This window comes from Aquimarina acroporae, assembly GCF_023195925.1.
GTDB classification, from domain to species: domain Bacteria; phylum Bacteroidota; class Bacteroidia; order Flavobacteriales; family Flavobacteriaceae; genus Aquimarina; species Aquimarina acroporae.
On record NZ_JALPRE010000009.1, the window covers coordinates 56,865 to 73,655 of the forward strand.

Genomic DNA, 16,791 nt, shown 5'->3' on the forward strand with positions numbered 1-16,791 from the left:
CTTTAGTTTTCGTTAAGTAGAAGCCCAACAGATTTTTTAATTTCGCTACAAGAAAGGTCAGAGGCTAAACCCCATCCTTTGGCCCCATTGCATATTCTTCCGCAAGCAGGATCTTCATCTTCATTATCAGATAAATTAGAAGTTTCTGCAGCATGAGTTTTTGAACCTTCAGATTTAAGATTGTCGATAGGAGAACAGGCAAAAATACAATTATCAGTGGGGATTTCATTGCAAGGGACGTACCATTCATAAACATCGTTACAATATGGGAATGTACTATACATAATAGAGCTGAATTTAAATTTTCTAGCGAATATAGTATAGTCTATATGATCTTCTATTGTTGAATATTTTGGAAATACTACATAGATTTTGGTAAAGCATGAGGATGTATTCGATGATTCAGGAGATGCTTTAAGTAAACTTTGATTGTCGATCAAATCGTCTGCATTAAGAAAGTCATCGGGTATAATATTTTCTGATTTTTCGTTATACACTTCTTCTTTTGTTGAGCAGCTTTGTATTCCAATTGTAAAGACTGCCACTACCAATAGTAACGTGATTTTTTTCATTTTTAATTTTTTTTGTTTTCATTATTCATTAGTATATTCCCCAAACCTGACAAATGTTACCATGTAAAAATAAAAAAATAAAAAGTTAAAGATATTTTAATGTCGATAAACGAAAATGATCAGCTAAAACTGCTTGTTTCTGGAGATAGAAATGTCATACAAGATTTGTATCTTAAGGAGTTTCCTAAAATAAAAAGTTTTGTTCTAAATAATAATGGTACTTTGAGTGATGCAGAAGATATCTTTCAGAAAGCGTTATTACAATTAATCGCCAGATATCGGGTAAAAACCTTTGTTGTTGAAGGTTCGTTTAGGGCATATTTCTATTCCGCTTGTAGAAATTTATGGCGTAGAGAACTAAATAAACAAAAATTAATAGTAACAAACGATAAGGTCATAGAACGTAATAAAGCGACCGAGGACATGATCATGGCAACTTTGGAACAAGAAAAATGGGAATTGTTTCAGGAAAAACTAGCCGAATTATCGGATAATTGTAAACAATTATTACAATTGTTTTTTAAGAAAGTACCTTATAAAAAGATCACAGAAGAACTAGGATATAATAGTGATAATGTAGTACGGCAGCGTATTTTTAATTGTAAATCACAGTTAACAAAATTGATTAAAAAAGATAACAGATATAAAAACATGAAAGGATTATGAAGGATTATCCTATAGAAATTGATGATTACCTGAATGGTAAGATGTCAATATTAGAACAGCAAATGTTCGAGGAGAAACTTCGTACAGATGCTATACTCGCAAAGGAATTTAAATTACAAAAAGAGATGCTGGCTGTTTATGGAGGTAAAGATTGGGTAGAAGGAGATAAAAATATATTAAAGACAGATCGGGCAAAACAACTACGGTCGTTTTTTCAAAGTGAAGAAGCTTCAGATTTAAAAGTTACTATACAAGCCGTAGTTACTGGCAATCGAAAGAATGTAAATCATAAAAAGCTTTGGAGTATTGGCATTGCAGCAACTGTTGTCATACTGTTTATGGTTAGTTTATTTGTTTTTAAAGATAATAGCTATGATGATTTATATGGGACTTATATCCATTTAGATGAAATCCCTTCTTTAGTAACTAGAGGAAATCGTACTCATAGCTTATTGGAAAAGGCGCAGTTATTGTTTGAAGAAAAAGAATATGATAGGGCGGTACAGTTTTTTTCAGAATATCACCAAAAAGAAACTACAATTAACCCTCTTAGTTACATTTATAATGGAATTGCATATATCGAACTTGGAAAATTTGATAATGCACTAGAGCAGTTTGAGCTTCTTGAACAATCAAAGACATTACAAGCTAAAAAAGCAAATTGGTATAAAGCTTTAGTGTTTTTAAAACAAAAGAATAAAGTAGCTCTTAAAAGTATTTTGCAGACTATTATATCCGACAATAGTAATTATAAATATACAGAAGCTAAAGAAATATTAGAAGTTATAGATTAACTTTAGGAATTCTTTATTTCTCAAAGCTTTTTTATCTTGCTTACATGTCAATATTAATACTGAACAATCAACTGTTTTTGTAGCTTAAACATTAAGTAATTACCTATCTTTGCACCTCAATAAATATAATGCTTAAAGACAAAACATTATGCAAGACGGATTATACGCAAAATTTAAAACTAATAAAGGGGATATTGTTGTAAATCTCGAATATAAAAAAACACCAGGGACAGTAGGTAATTTTGTTGGACTTGCCGAAGGGAATCTGGACAACCAAGCAATTCCTCAAGGAAAACCTTATTATAATGGGTTGAAATTTCATAGAGTAATTGCAGATTTTATGATTCAAGGAGGAGATCCACAAGGAACTGGTGCTGGAGGCCCAGGATACCAATTTGACGATGAAATTCATCCAGACCTTAAACATGATGGACCCGGTGTTTTGTCTATGGCAAATGCAGGTCCAGGTACCAACGGTAGCCAGTTTTTTATTACACATGTTGAAACTCCTTGGCTAGATGGTAAGCATACTGTTTTTGGTAAAGTAGTAGAAGGACAAGATATCGTAGATGCCGTGGCTCAAGGAGACGAAATCAAAGAGTTGGAAATTGTTAGAGTAGGAGAAGAAGCAGAAAAGTTTAATGCTGTAGAAACTTTTAGACAATTTAATGGTGCTAAAGCAGAACGTGAAGCTGCTGCAAAAAAGAAAGCAGAAGAGCTATTGGAAGAGCTGGCTGCAGGTTTTGATAAAACAGATAGTGGTCTCCGTTATAAAATAATTCAAAAAGGAGACGGGGTTAAAGCAGAGAAAGGAGCAACAGTATCAGTGCATTACAAAGGAAGTTTGCCTGATGGCACGGTATTTGACTCTTCATATAAAAGAAATCAGCCTATTGACTTCCCTTTAGGGATGGGACAAGTAATTCCAGGATGGGATGAAGGAATTGCATTGTTACAAGTAGGAGATAAAGCTCGTCTAGTTATTCCATCTTATTTGGGATATGGAGAAAGAGGAGCTGGAGGAGTAATTCCACCAAATGCGACACTTATTTTCGATGTTGAATTGGTGAATGTGAAATAATAATAGTAATTCGATTACTTATCAATAGAAAATCCCTAAATTGTTTAGGGATTTTTTTTGAAATAATTGTAATAAAATTAAGGTTGTTTTAAATGATTGATAGTGAATGAATCATTTGTTGTATTGACTTGTAATTTTTACGTGATTAATGTTATTTTTTATGCATTAAATTTCTTTTAACATAAGATTTTTATATTTTGGTAGAAATCATTTTGTTAAAAAATTTTTAGCAAAGCTATTAGTTGTAAACAAAACTGCTATAATACCCCTAGATATGAAGAGAATATTAATATATTCACTGGCTATCTGTAGTTTTTATTTTTCGTTTGGACAGAGCAAAGAAGACGTTCTGACCAATATCAAAGATCAAATGGAAATTATTGATGGCTACATTGAATTTGAAACTTTTTACCTAGACCCCGAAGAGTTTCTGGATAAGATGGCTGATCATGGTGCCGAATTAGAAGGTTATTATGAACACGAACGCCTGAAAAAAATTAAAAGAAAGGTAAGTACACGCAGTGCGAGTATTATGACAGACTTTTATTTCTGGAATGATCAACTTATCTATGTAAATTATAAACAACGTCCGTATTTAAATACTACCAATGAAAGTGGGCAAAAAGTATTAGATTACTCGCGATCATTTACCAAATACGAATCAAAGCACTATTTTAATAATGGAGATGAAATCGATAAAGAAACCATAGGTTCTCCTTTGTCAGATGTAAGCCCTGAAACAGATTTTGTAGAATATGCTAACAAAATGAAAGCGTTGTTAGATAATAAATTCTATAACAAAGATACCTACGAAGCGCTGCAAGGTAAATGGTTATTTGTGCAAAATACTGATGACTACATCATTTTTGAAGGTACTATTAGGTTTAATTTTTACAATGGAAAATTTGCTAATAGATTAAAAACAAAGATAGATGAAGGTGTTTTGGTATGCTTTTTTCCAATGGACGATAGAATGTACAGATACAAAATAGAGAATCTTGATGCCAATGTATTAACATTGGTAGATCTTTTTTCAAACGAAGAGTTTATGTACGCCAAAGTAGAGCAATAATGAAGAATCTACAATATCCGATAGGGAAGTTTGATTGTCCAGAAGAAATTACTGCTAATCACATAAAAATATGGATATCGGATATTGAAAATTTACCACAAAAAATTTCCGAGTTGGTAAGGAACTTTTCTAATGAACAGTTAGAAACTTCTTATCGAGATGGAGGTTGGACTGCCAGACAAGTTATACATCATATACACGATAGTCATCATCACGGTTATATTCGCTTTAAATGGGCGATGACCGAAGATACTCCAAAAATTAAAGCTTATAATGAACAGTTGTGGGCAGAGCTATTCGATACAAAATTGGCACCAATTGGGCTCTCTTTAGATATGATAAAGGCATTACATGCCAAATGGGTATATTTTCTAAAAGGTCTTTCGCAACAGGATCTCGATAGAGCTTTTATTCATCCAGAAGGAAATATTACCATTTCACTTGCAGAAGATATCGGTATCTACGCATGGCATGGTAATCATCATTTGGAACATTTAAAAATTATCGCACAAAATTCTTAAACAATACAAATATTTCAACGCATTTGTAATGGTATTACTTCCATTTAATATTGCAACCAATACTAGGTTTTTGATCTGCAGATACGCTTGCATTACGAAGAACAGCGTCTAATGCCTGTCTTAAATCTCTTCCGTTAACAGGAATCCCATTTCCAGGTCTTGAATCATCTAGTTGACCGCGATAGATAAGCCTTAATTCTGTATCAAATAAATAAAAGTCAGGTGTACAGGCGGCATCATATGCTTTGGCTACATCTTGTGTTTCATCATACAGATAAGGAAAGGTGTAATTGTTTTTTTGTGCATTTTTCCACATTTCTTCCGGTCCATCCTGAGGATATTTTTCAACATCATTGCTACTAATGGCTATAAAATTAAAGCCCTGAGCACGGTAATCATTGGCTGCTCTTACAATTTCTTCATTAACATGTATTACAAAAGGGCAATGGTTACAAATGAACATTATAACTGTTCCCTTTTCTCCTTTGAGTTGTTGAAGTGAAAAGTTTTCTTTGGTAACCGTATCGGTTAGGGTGAAATCTGGAGCGATTGTTCCTAAAGGTAACATGTTAGAAGGTGTGCGTGCCATAATTTTAGTCTTTGAAGTGGTCCAAATTACAATTTTATATAGTATAAGTCTAAAAATTCTTACCTTAGTTACAATCAAACTAAACTTTATGAAATAGTTTTTTTATAGATGGGAGGTATTTAATAAATTGGCTGTCTTGAATCTATTCATTGTATTAAAAATAATTATATGAAATCACTAGAAACTTGGTTTGAAGAATATGCAGTAAGCCATCAAAACAAAACCAATATTGCAATACATTTTATTTGTGTTCCGGCGATATTTTTTTCTATAGTAGGGCTTTTAATGAGTATCCCAAGTGGGATTTTAGCCTCAATAATTCCTGGTAATAACCCATTTATCGAGAATTGGGCATTTTTGGCATTATTATTAGTGCTGTTTTTTTATATAAGGTTATCGATAAAGATGGCTTTTCAGATTTTACTTTTTTCGACGTTTTGTATTATCGCTAATTATTACATCGGTCAATATGCTCCTTTATGGATAGTGTCTGTCGGTATTTTTGTTGCGGCATGGGTAGGTCAGTTTTATGGACATAAAGTAGAAGGACAAAAGCCTTCTTTCTTAGAAGATCTCCAATATTTGTTGATTGGTCCTGCCTGGGTAATTCAAAAAATGTTTGGAAAAAAATAGGATGGATTTATCAGATTGGAAAAACTCTGGTGCTTATTTCGAGTATCAAAAGAAATATCAAATTTTTTATATCAAGTCTGGGCAAGGAGACCCTCTAGTACTAATACATGGATTTCCTACTTCTTCTTGGGATTGGTGTAAAATATGGGATACACTTTCTCTGCATTATAAAGTATATGCTTTAGATATGTTAGGGTATGGGTTTTCGGCTAAGCCTAAGAACTTTACCTATACGATTGCAGCACAGGCAGATTTATGGGAGTATTTCCTTGAACAACAGCAAATCTTCAAGTTTCATATTTTGGCACATGACTATGGAGACACTGTGGTTCAGGAAATGCTGGCAAGATATAAGGAGGATGATACCTACAAATTTAGAATACAATCTGTGACTTTTCTCAATGGGGGAATGTTTCCGGAAACAAATTTTCCTACCATTACACAAAAATTATTACTTACTCCTTTTGGAAGGCTTCTCAAAAATTTTATGGGAAGAAATACCTTAGCAAAGAACTTCAAAAAGATTTTTGGTAAAGATACTCAGCCAACAGAGAAAGAGATAGACGAGTTCTGGGAGGTGGTAGATTATAATTCTGGTAAAAACGTGATCCCAAAACTTATAAAATATCTTACAGAGCGAGATACTCATAAGATTCGATGGCGCGAGGCTATTCAGTATACCGATATACCAAAACGATTAATAGACGGGGGTTGTGATCCTATCTCTGGGAAACATATGGCAGATTTTTACCAAAAAATAGTGCCTGATGCAGATGTTATTGTGCTCCCAGAAATTGGCCACTATCCGCAGGTAGAAGCACCTCACGAAGTGCTAGAACATTATTTTAATTTCAGAAATAAGATAAAATAACAGATATTACATGGCTTTACCAAAGTAAATTGCGTTCATTAAAAGTTTATTTGTACCATACCAGAATGCCCTAAAATTTGTATTATCTGTAAATAAGATCAAATCTCCTTTTCCAAGATTGTTGTGTTTAAATGGTACTGTGCTTGATAGAGAATCAAGATTCTTTTTACTTATATAACCGCTTAATAGAGGATTTTCAGAATATTGAATAGGGTTATTGTAGCTCTGTTTATCTGGTTTTATGAAAAACCTTGTGTTTCTAAATAAAGGTATTTTGGTGTTTTGGTATCCAAAATTAATAGGATGCGAGCGATCTATTTTAGCTTCAAAAATAGCTCCTCCAATTACTTGAGCACCAAAAAAATCTTGTTTCTGCTCAAAAGAAATATTCTCGGCGTTATTCTCTGGTCTAACAAATTCTATGTTCATAAGCTCATTATTTTTAAATAATTGAGCTGCATTTCTATATCCAATCAATGTGCCTCCATTTCTTACCCATATTTTCAGTCTTTCTACTTGTTCTTTAGAGATGTTTTGTCTTCTGCTATTAGGTAGTATAATATGAGTGTATTTGGAGATATTAACTCGGGAAAAATTATCTGTGGTTAATTTGGTTATCGGGATATCATAACGTTGGTCCATAAGATGCCAAATTTCCCCAGCATCATATGAAGTAATACCTGTACCAGTAATTAATGCTATTCGTGGTAATGATAAAGGTCTAAATTTGTTACTTCCGAGATCAATTCCTTTAGTAAGACCAGTAGATACACCAGTAATATCGATATGGTTATTTGAAGCTACCTCTTGTAAAAAACTAAATAACTCATCACTATTTAATCGTTGGTTTTGAACAGGAATTAATATAGTACCATAATCATAGTTGTTATTTTCTAAAGAAAAAGGAGTAAGTCCTACTTTTGCTCTTAGACCTTGTTTTAAAATTTGGTACAAGGCTCTTGGGCTGTAGTATTCATGCCATTGCATAAGATACCCATAAGAACTCTTAGTAACTGTTGCATTTTTACGATATTTAACTTCGGACACTTCTGGTCCAAGATTAGTAATGGATGCGTTTTCTGAATAGTCTAAATTAAAAGCCAAAGGGAAGGTCCAAGCTGAAACGTCATAAAACAAACTATCTTGAAACTTTGTTCTTTTTTCAAAAATGGCCTTTAATAATCTTTTTTGTCTTTGATTTTTGGGAACAATGTAACTGTAACCCTTTTTAAAAGTTTTTCCCTTTAGATTGAAATCCTGTTTTACTTCATGTAGTTTTATTTTGTGTCTCTTAAGAATCTCTGCAAAGTGGTAAACAGAGGCGGCGTCATTTTGACTGCCAAAAATATATGCATCTTTTGCAACTTCTTTTGCTGCATTAGCATAAAAATCTTTTTTATAATTAAGAAGCTCTTTTCGCATAGATTTTGCTGCTTCTAGAGTAGATAATGCAGTGGTAAATTGATTTCTAATAGTGAATGGGAAAGTTAATAATCCATTATCAGATTGTTGCGCATGCCCTCTGGAACTTCCTTGTTCAAACAAAATACCAATACCACCGTTTATATCGGGAAAAGTTGAACCTTTACCATAGTAAAAATCATCAAAATTTTCTTCTGTATAATAAAGAGAGCCTATTTTATCAAGCGCTTTTGCATGATAATTTGCAATTTTTTTGGTGAGTTGCTGATTTGATTTGGGAGTTAACGGATGTGTTCTTGATTGGATACCTGGTTGAAAAAAGAAGGTACTATTGGTGCCCATTTCATGGTGATCTGTAACTATATTAGGATACCACTTGTGAAAGGTGTTGATCCTTGCTCTCGATTCTGGTAATTGCACAGGTAGCCAATCTCGATTCATGTCGAACCAGTAATGATTAGTTCTGCCTCCTGGCCAAATTTCACTGTATTCTCTATCCTGAGGATCAGAACTTATGTTTTTACTTTTGTTGGTGTTTGCCCAATATGCAAATCGTTGCAAGCCATCAGGATTCATCGAGGGATCCAGCAAAATTACAACCTTGTTCAATAATTCATCTATTTCAGGGCCTTGGGCAGCGGCTAGATAATATGCTGCGAGCAAACTGGCGTTAGAACCACTAGGTTCATTACCATGTATCGAAAATCCTTGATACACTACAGAAGGTAGTGTTTCTAAATTTACAGCTGCAGATGTGCTTTCTGTAAGTTGAAGATGTTGTTTTCTAATCTCCTCTATGTTCTTATGGTTTTCTTCTGAAGTAATCGTTAATAATAATATAGGTCGATCTTCAAAGGTCTTCCCTCTATTCTCTATTGTAATTCTTGGTGAAGCTGCCGCAAGAACTTGCATGTAATTGGCTAGTTTGTCATGAGAAACATGCCATTTTCCTGGAACAAAACCTAGTACGCTTTGCGGTGTTGGGATCTCTGCATTATAAGTCGTGTTTTTTGGAAGGTAATAATCTAAAGAAAGATCTTGTTGTGCTTGTAGTGTAAAAGAAAAAAATGAAAAAAGAACAATGAAGAAGTATTTCATTACAGTTGAGTTATTTTTAATAAAGGTGTGAATATAAAAAAAACCGCTTCAGAGAATGAAGCGGTTTGCATAATTTTAACTTAACAAAGAGTTAGTTAGTAGTGTGTCTTATATATCGTCAAAACTTACGTCGGTGAAACTTTCAGTTGAAGCAGTCACTTCTTCTTTGGTATCAACGATATCCTTGTCATAAGATTTTTGATAGTCTTTTTGGTGCCTTTCGCTAATAACTTCTTCACCTTTTTCATCAACGATGAAATGCGTCATTTCATTCAGGATTTCTGTAAAGCCTGCAAAATCTTCTTTGTAAAGATAAATCTTGTGTTTCTTGTAGTGAAAAGATCCGTCATCATTAGTAAACTTCTTACTTTCTGTTATAGTCAAGTAATAATCTCCTGCTTTGGTAGCCCTTACATCAAAGAAATATGTTCTTCTTCCTGCTCGTAAAACTTTTGAGAAAATTTCTTCTTTCTCCATCATTTCATTGTCATTCATAATCCGTATTTCTTAATTAATTAATATGTTATGATGGTTTCAAAAATCCAAAAAAAATGTTAATCGGACAAAAAAAACTCATATTTCTTTTTCGCTAAGCTGTTTTAAATACAGTTCTTTGTAGTATCCATCAGTGTTGATTAGTTGATTATGAGTGCCTTGCTGGATGATTTGACCTTCGTCGAGTACGATAATTTTATCGGCATTTTTAGCCGTAGATACTCTATGGCTAACTATAAAAGTGGTCTTGTTTTTGGAAATTTTATTAAGATTATTTAAAATTTCTTCTTCCGTTTCGGTATCTACAGCCGATAAACAATCGTCAAAAAGTAGTATTGCAGGATTCTTAATTATTGCTCTGGCAATAGAAACTCGTTGTTTTTGACCGCCAGAGAGAGTAATACCCCTTTCTCCAAGAATAGTCTCATATCCTCTTTTGAAATCTATAATGTTATTATGCACAACGGCATTTTTGGAAGCTTCATACACTTCATCATCTGTCGCACTTTCTTTTCCGAATTTAATATTGTTTTTGATGCTATCACTAAATAGGAAAGCATCTTGTGGTACATAACCGATACTTTCTCTTAAATCAAAAAGATTAAGTTTTTTTATGGGTTTATCATCTACGGCAATTTCTCCTGAAGAAACATCATATAGGCGCCCTATAAGATCAAGAATAGTAGATTTTCCAGATCCAGTTTTGCCAATTATCCCTATAGTTTCTCCGTTTTTCACTTCAAAACTTATATTTTTCAAAGCGGTAATATTGGTGTCATCGTAAGTAAATGTTACGTTTTTAAAGCTTACATCTCCTGTGATAGGCGTGTGTTGAGGAATAGTATTGGTAATTTCGGGTTCCTGACTTAAAAATTCATTGATACGAACCTGAGAAGCCTCTGCCTGTTGTATTATAGAACTTACCCATCCAACTGTAGCTACTGGCCAGGTAAGCATATTTACATACAGTATAAATTGGACAATGACTCCTAATTCTTGAATTGTACCATCCAAAAATTGTTTGCCACCAATGTAGATTACCAAGATGTTACTGCATCCTATAAGCAGAACCATTAAAGGAAAGAATAAGGCTTGTACTTTTGCTAAATCTAGGTTTTTGTCCTTACTAATGCCAGATAAATTACTAAAGTTATCATGGGTTTGAGGTTCAATACCGTAGGCTTTGATAACTGTAATACCGCTAAAGGATTCCTGAGTAAAAGTTGTGAGTTTCGATAAGAATTCCTGTACTACAGTGCTACGCTTATGTATGGCGACGCTCAATTTATAGATAGATATCGATAAGATGGGTAGAGGTGTGACAGTATATAGTGTTAACTCAGGAGCTATGCTTATCATATATCCTATAACTACTACAAATAATGTAATCGTATTTACACTATACATAATAGCTGGCCCAACGTACATCCTTACTTTAGAAACATCTTCACTAATACGATTCATTAGATCACCAGTTCTATTTTTTTTGTAAAAATTGAGAGAAAGCTTTTCATAATGTTGAAAAACCTCATTTTTTAAATCAAACTCTATAAAGCGAGAAACCACAATAAATGTTTGTCGCATTAAAAACGTGAAGAAAGCCGAAATTAAAACAGCGCCTAAAATAAGTAAGATGTTAATAATGAGGCCGTTTTTCACTTCTGACAAGTCGGTTACTTCATTGTTGATGTATTTTTCGACAATATCTACAGAATTTCCTACAATAGTAGGAACCAATGTTGCAAAAATCCTTGCTATAACAGTAATAACAAGGCCAATTAGAAGTCGATATTTATATTTTAGAAAGTACTTGTTTAAATGGCGTAATGCGCGCATATAGGTCTTTGTTTAAATGTCTAGATATTAAAGAATTCGTAAAATTTAACAGGATAAAATTTTAATTTCATAAAAATACATTATTTTAGCACTCTGATTTTGAATATTATATAATTTATAACCATTTAAATTTTTTAATACATGATAACCGAAGTGCTTACTGCAAATCAATTAAAAAAGGAGGCTCCTGTATTTGGACAATTATCTTTTAATGATCACGAACAAGTTGTTTTTTGTCAGGACAAAGATACAGGATTGAAGGCAATAATTGGTGTGCATAACACAATTTTAGGACCAGCATTAGGGGGTACAAGAATGTATGATTACAAAACAGAATGGGATGCCTTAAATGATGTATTGAGGTTGTCGAGAGGAATGACCTATAAAGCAGCTATTACTGGATTGAACCTTGGAGGTGGTAAAGCTGTTATAATTGGAGATCCAAAGAAAATGAAAACACCAGAGTTAATGACTCGTTTTGGTAAGTTTGTTCATACACTTGGAGGGAAATACTATACCGCAGAAGATGTTGGTATGGAAACCTCAGATATGGATACTGTAAGAGAGGTTACTCCTTATGTGACTGGTATATCAGAGTCAAAAGGAGGGGCAGGAAACCCTTCGCCTGTTACTGCCTATGGAGTTTATATGGGAATGAAAGCAGCGACTAAGTTTGCTTATGGTAACGATGCTTTGCAAGGAAAGAAGATTTTGGTGCAAGGAATTGGACATGTTGGAGAAGAACTGGTTCGTTTAGCTGCCGAAGAAGGTGCTAATGTTATTATTAGTGATATTAATGAAGAGAGATTGTCGGAAGTAAGTACAAAATATGGGGTTGAAATTTACAGGGGTAACGATTTATATGCTGAAGAAGCCGATATTTATGCGCCATGTGCTTTGGGAGCAACTGTAAATGACGATACTATTGATAAACTAAAAGTAAAAGTTATTGCTGGAGCTGCTAATAACCAGTTAGCAAATGAACAAATTCACGGACCTTTATTACAGAAAAAGGGAATTGTATATGCACCAGATTTTTTAATTAATGCAGGAGGTATTATTAACGTATATGCAGAGATAGAAGGATATGGTAGAGATCAAATCATTACCAAGACTGAAAATATTTATGATACGACCTTAGATATTTTAAATAAAGCTAAGGCTACAAACATAACAGCAAATGCTTCTGCTATGAGTATTGCAGAAGATAGAATAGCTACTAGAAAAAAAGAACTTTTAGGGTAGCTAGATTAAAAATAATAGTATTTTTGCAGGGCAAAAGTCAGAGAGACTTTTGCCCGTTTTTTTTGTATAAAGTTCTTTGTAATTATTCTATGTTAACCAGAAGACATATTAGAGTAAAAGTAATGCAGTCGCTCTATTCGATAGGGCAGACGCAAAGTGACAACCTTGATAAAGAAGAAAAATTCCTGCTTTTTAGTATTGAACAGATGTATGATTTATTTCTGATAAATCTTCAGCTTCTGGTAGAAATTAGAAAACATGCTGCCGATTTTTTGACAAAAAGTCAAAAAAAGTACCTTGCTACTTCCGAAGAAAAAAACCCGAACACTAAATTTATTAATAATGAAGTGTTGTTGTTTTTGGAAAAAAACCTTCAATTAAAAGAAGAGATCGATCGTAAGAAACTAAACTGCTGGGAGCTCGATAGTGAATATGTTTCCATACTTTGGAAAGCCATTCAGGAAAGCGAGTTATATGAAGATTATATGAGTACCAAATTGAGTTCTTTTAGGGAAGATAAGGACTTTGTAATTGATGTCTTCAAAGAGATTATTGCTCCAAACAATAAGCTTTACGAATATATTGAAGATAAGAATCTAACATGGTTAGATGATTTACCATTGGTGAATACTGCAATTATGAAAATGCTAAGAAAAATAAAAGCATCTCATGATGAGCAAAAATCTTTACCTAAGTTGTATAAAGATTTGGAAGACAAAAAGTTTGCAGTAGATATTTTTAGAAAAACAGTTCTCAATGGAGCAGAATATACCAAAGAGATCGATGGAAAAACACCAAATTGGGATCAGGATCGTATTGCAGACCTGGATAAAGCCATTATAAAAATGGCAATTTGCGAGTTTATAAAATTCCCTTCAATACCTGTAAAAGTAACAATTAACGAATATTTAGAGATTGCAAAAGAATATAGTACTCCTAAAAGTAGTATTTTTATAAATGGTATTCTTGATAAAATTTCTAAAGAGTATCAGGAAAGTGGTAAACTAAATAAAGTTGGCCGAGGACTTATGTAGTTCAAAAAAAAATGTATTTTTAACCCTCAAATAATTAAAAACCCAAGTAATGAAAAAAGGAATCTTAATTTTAGCCGGAATCTTTGCTATGACGGTTGTGTCTTGTAAAGATGATGCTACCAAAAAAGTTAAAGAAGAAAATGTTGAAATAGCAGCTGAGCGTGATGCTAAGAATGCTGATTTTCCGGTAATGACTTTCAGTGAGACTGAGCATGATTTCGGAACAATAAATGAAGGAGATGTAGTAGAGCATACATTTAAGTTTACAAACACTGGTAAAGCTCCTTTGGTAATCGTAAGTGCAAAAGGAAGCTGTGGATGTACAGTACCACAATGGCCAAAAGAACCAATTGCTCCGGGAGCAGAAGGAGAAATGCTTGTTAAGTTTAACTCTAATGGTAAGCCAAATCAGCAAACTAAGCAAGTAACTATTACTGCTAATACTGAAGCTGGTAAAGAAATTCTTAAAATCAAAGCGATGGTAACTCCAAAGGCTAAGCCAGCAGGAGGTGCACCAGCAGGTGAATAATATTTTATGGAACAAATTCAATCATTTCTTCCTTTTATATTGATTTTTGTAGTGATGTATTTTTTTATGATACGTCCACAAATGCAAAAAGCTAAAAAGGAAAGAAAGTTTACTGAAGATCTTAAAAAAGGAGATCGAGTAGTAACCAAAAGTGGTCTTCACGGTAAAGTTTTTGACTTCAGTGAAAAAAACAATGCTGTTATTATTGAAACAGGAGCAGGTAAATTAACTTTTGATAAATCTGCCATTTCTCTGGAAATGAGTGCGAAGTTAAACACACCGGCTACAGATAAGAAGTAATAACTAGCCTACTTGTTTAAAAGCCCGATACAACGTTATAGCTGTACCGGGCTTTTTTATTATAATATTTTTAGAAGAATCTATATCCTACCAAAATTCCTCCTCTTACAAAACCTTCGGGAGAGAAAGTGTCATCAGATAAATAACGACCACCACCTAAACTAATTTCAAATACAAAACCGTTGTCGCTTACCCACTTTTGTCCTAGTACAACTCCAATACCCACATTGGTCCAATCTTCGGTAGTTCTAGAATTATTGGCTATGTTGATTATTTCTTCTTCTCCGCCTGCAAATCGTAACAACCCTTCTACAAAAAATCCTCTGGCACCAAAATCCTTATTGTTAAAGAAATATTGTCTGTAATATGGCTCAATAGCAAAAGATTGATATTCCTTGTGATCATCATCAAAGCTAAAACTTGTGGCGATACCAGCTCCAGAGTATCTGCTAATTACATATTCATAATTGATTTCTAAATTAGGAATGGCCAATGCTTCAAGAGCGTCAATTCTAAACTCATGTCTATTTTGGTTCTTTACAAAACTTTCCTCTTGTGCTTTTGCCTGGAAACAAATAATTAGTAATACTACTGCTAAAATTTTTTTCATGTTATATTCTTTTTTGTTCTTTCTGTAGATAAGACGAACAAAAAAATATATGCACGTAACTAAATTTTCGTTTTTTTTATTTCGGTTGAAATTTTGTTGTCAATTCTGCAATTTTTACAATGACCTCGACTGCCTTAATCATACTTTCTACTGGGACATACTCGTAACGCCCATGAAAATTATGACCTCCGGCAAAAATATTAGGACAAGGAAGCCCCATATAGCTTAGTTGAGAGCCATCGGTTCCGCCTCTAATTGGTTTAATGATAGGGGTAATGTTCAATGATTTCATGGCTTCTTCTGCAATATGAACTATATGCATTACGGGTTCTACTTTTTCTCGCATATTGTAATACTGATCATTAATTGCAACAGAGATTACTTCTTTTCCATGCTTAATATTAATGTCTGAAGCTAATTTTTTTATGACTTCTTTTCTTTCTTCAAAGTGTTTCTTATCATGATCTCTTATGATATATTGAAGTTGAGTTTGTTCTACATCTCCTTCTATATGATGTAAGTGAAAGAAACCTTCTCGTCCTGTGGTATGTTCTGGGGTTTCCATGGGTGGTAAAGAATTAATAAATTCTTGTGCGATATACATACTGTTTATCATTTTACCCTTGGCATAACCAGGATGAACAATTTTACCTTTTACGGTAATCAAAGCGCCTGCTGCATTAAAATTCTCATATTCTAATTCTCCTATTTGACTTCCATCCATGGTATAGGCCCAATCTGCGCCAAATTTCTTTACATCAAATTTATGGGCGCCTCTCCCAATTTCTTCGTCTGGAGTAAATCCAACCCTTATTGTTCCATGTTTAATCTCAGGGTGTTGTACTAAATACTCCATTGCAGTTACGATCTCGGTAATACCTGCCTTGTCATCTGCTCCCAATAAGGTTGTTCCGTCTGTGGTGATAAGCGTCTGTCCAACGTATAATTTTAGATCCTCAAAATAATTAGGAGATAGAATAATATTGTTGTCTGCGTTCAATACAATATCTTTTCCGTCATAGTTTTCTACAATTTGAGGCTTAACATTTGCTCCTGTAAAGTCTGGGCTTGTATCAAAATGAGAAATAAAACCTATAGTAGGAACAGTTTTATCTATATTAGAAGGTAAAGTAGCCATGATATATGCATTCTCATCTATGGTAACATCACTTAAACCAATATCTTTGAGTTCTTGGGCTAATTTGTTAGCCAAATCCCATTGTTTTTCGGTGCTGGGAGTGGTGTTACTAGAAGGGTCACTTTCGGTATCGATAGTAACATAACTTATAAAACGGTCTGTGATGTGTTTTTTATCTATCATGATGATGAATTGTTTAATCAAAATTTGCTATCAAAAATACATTTTAATCCATTTTTATTAGAAGTATAGAAAACTTATTTTTGCATACCAAAATACTATTTA

At 33.5% G+C, this 16,791-nt stretch carries 18 protein-coding genes; 11 read left to right on the plus strand and 7 right to left on the minus strand.

Annotated features, from left to right (window positions below; all coding sequences use genetic code 11):
• Nucleotides 1-2: 2 nt before the first annotated feature.
• Entirely contained in the window at nt 3-572 is a 570-nt protein-coding gene (locus M0D21_RS13975) for a hypothetical protein (RefSeq protein WP_248330577.1), read from the minus strand.
• 99 nt (nt 573-671) lie between these two features.
• Here M0D21_RS13975 and M0D21_RS13980 point away from each other — a divergent pair, with 99 nt between their 5' ends.
• The 5 genes from M0D21_RS13980 (at nt 672) to M0D21_RS14000 (ending at nt 4,706) form a co-directional block, all read left to right on the plus strand.
• The gene (locus tag M0D21_RS13980) at nt 672-1,238 is read left to right on the plus strand and encodes an RNA polymerase sigma factor (RefSeq protein ID WP_248330579.1); all 567 of its coding nucleotides are present in this window, start codon (nt 672-674) and stop codon (nt 1,236-1,238) included.
• Nucleotides 1,235-2,032, plus strand: a complete 798-nt coding sequence (locus M0D21_RS13985) for a tetratricopeptide repeat protein (RefSeq protein WP_248330581.1) — start codon at nt 1,235-1,237, stop codon at nt 2,030-2,032. The genes M0D21_RS13980 and M0D21_RS13985 overlap by 4 nt, the downstream gene beginning before the upstream one ends.
• 148 nt (nt 2,033-2,180) lie before the next feature.
• The gene (locus M0D21_RS13990) at nt 2,181-3,113 is read left to right on the plus strand and encodes a peptidylprolyl isomerase (protein WP_248330583.1); all 933 of its coding nucleotides are present in this window, start codon (nt 2,181-2,183) and stop codon (nt 3,111-3,113) included.
• A 274-nt stretch (nt 3,114-3,387) separates the two neighbouring features.
• Nucleotides 3,388-4,185: a hypothetical protein gene (locus M0D21_RS13995; RefSeq protein WP_248330585.1), complete on the plus strand. Its 798-nt coding sequence runs from the start codon at nt 3,388-3,390 to the stop codon at nt 4,183-4,185.
• Complete coding sequence (locus M0D21_RS14000; RefSeq protein WP_248330587.1) at nt 4,185-4,706, plus strand: YfiT family bacillithiol transferase; 522 nt, start codon at nt 4,185-4,187, stop codon at nt 4,704-4,706. Before M0D21_RS13995 ends, M0D21_RS14000 begins: the two co-directional genes overlap by 1 nt.
• A 34-nt stretch (nt 4,707-4,740) precedes the next feature.
• Here M0D21_RS14000 and M0D21_RS14005 read toward each other — a convergent pair whose 3' ends face one another.
• Entirely contained in the window at nt 4,741-5,295 is a 555-nt protein-coding gene (locus M0D21_RS14005; protein WP_248330589.1) for a thioredoxin family protein, read from the minus strand.
• Between the two features lie 168 nt (nt 5,296-5,463).
• Here M0D21_RS14005 and M0D21_RS14010 point away from each other — a divergent pair, with 168 nt between their 5' ends.
• Together M0D21_RS14010 and M0D21_RS14015 are read left to right on the plus strand one after the other, a co-directional pair.
• Complete coding sequence (locus M0D21_RS14010; RefSeq protein WP_248330591.1) at nt 5,464-5,928, plus strand: Mpo1 family 2-hydroxy fatty acid dioxygenase; 465 nt, start codon at nt 5,464-5,466, stop codon at nt 5,926-5,928.
• Nucleotide 5,929: 1 nt separating this feature from the next.
• Nucleotides 5,930-6,799 (plus strand): alpha/beta fold hydrolase, encoded by an 870-nt coding sequence (locus M0D21_RS14015; protein ID WP_248330593.1) that lies wholly within the window; start codon nt 5,930-5,932, stop codon nt 6,797-6,799.
• A 6-nt stretch (nt 6,800-6,805) separates the two neighbouring features.
• Here the strand turns inward: M0D21_RS14015 and M0D21_RS14020 are convergent, their stop codons facing one another.
• From M0D21_RS14020 to M0D21_RS14030, 3 genes are all read right to left on the minus strand, one after another.
• Nucleotides 6,806-9,319 (minus strand): M14 family zinc carboxypeptidase, encoded by a 2,514-nt coding sequence (locus tag M0D21_RS14020; RefSeq protein WP_248330595.1) that lies wholly within the window; start codon nt 9,317-9,319, stop codon nt 6,806-6,808.
• Nucleotides 9,320-9,427: 108 nt separating this feature from the next.
• Complete coding sequence (locus tag M0D21_RS14025; RefSeq protein ID WP_248330597.1) at nt 9,428-9,814, minus strand: PUR family DNA/RNA-binding protein; 387 nt, start codon at nt 9,812-9,814, stop codon at nt 9,428-9,430.
• 78 nt (nt 9,815-9,892) lie between these two features.
• Entirely contained in the window at nt 9,893-11,650 is a 1,758-nt protein-coding gene (locus M0D21_RS14030; protein WP_248330599.1) for an ABC transporter ATP-binding protein, read from the minus strand.
• A gap of 141 nt (nt 11,651-11,791) precedes the next feature.
• On the opposite strand from M0D21_RS14030, the gene M0D21_RS14035 reads away from it, so the two are divergent.
• The 4 genes from M0D21_RS14035 to yajC all read left to right on the plus strand — a co-directional run bounded on the left by M0D21_RS14035 (nt 11,792) and on the right by yajC (nt 14,758).
• Nucleotides 11,792-12,895: a Glu/Leu/Phe/Val family dehydrogenase gene (locus M0D21_RS14035; RefSeq protein WP_248330601.1), complete on the plus strand. Its 1,104-nt coding sequence runs from the start codon at nt 11,792-11,794 to the stop codon at nt 12,893-12,895.
• Between the two features lie 89 nt (nt 12,896-12,984).
• Nucleotides 12,985-13,929 carry a transcription antitermination factor NusB gene (gene nusB, locus M0D21_RS14040; protein ID WP_248330603.1) on the plus strand — a complete coding sequence of 315 codons (945 nt, stop codon included), beginning with the start codon at nt 12,985-12,987 and terminating at the stop codon, nt 13,927-13,929.
• Nucleotides 13,930-13,978: 49 nt separating this feature from the next.
• A complete protein-coding gene (locus tag M0D21_RS14045) occupies nt 13,979-14,458 on the plus strand; it encodes a DUF1573 domain-containing protein (RefSeq protein WP_248330605.1) in 480 nt (159 codons plus the stop codon).
• A 6-nt stretch (nt 14,459-14,464) separates the two neighbouring features.
• Nucleotides 14,465-14,758: a preprotein translocase subunit YajC gene (gene yajC / locus M0D21_RS14050; protein ID WP_248330607.1), complete on the plus strand. Its 294-nt coding sequence runs from the start codon at nt 14,465-14,467 to the stop codon at nt 14,756-14,758.
• A 70-nt stretch (nt 14,759-14,828) separates the two neighbouring features.
• Here the strand turns inward: yajC and M0D21_RS14055 are convergent, their stop codons facing one another.
• The gene (locus tag M0D21_RS14055) at nt 14,829-15,368 is read right to left on the minus strand and encodes a DUF3575 domain-containing protein (RefSeq protein WP_248330609.1); all 540 of its coding nucleotides are present in this window, start codon (nt 15,366-15,368) and stop codon (nt 14,829-14,831) included.
• 76 nt (nt 15,369-15,444) lie between these two features.
• Nucleotides 15,445-16,689, minus strand: coding sequence for a peptidase T (pepT, locus tag M0D21_RS14060; RefSeq protein ID WP_248330611.1), 1,245 nt, complete (start codon nt 16,687-16,689; stop codon nt 15,445-15,447).
• Nucleotides 16,690-16,791 lie beyond the last annotated feature (102 nt).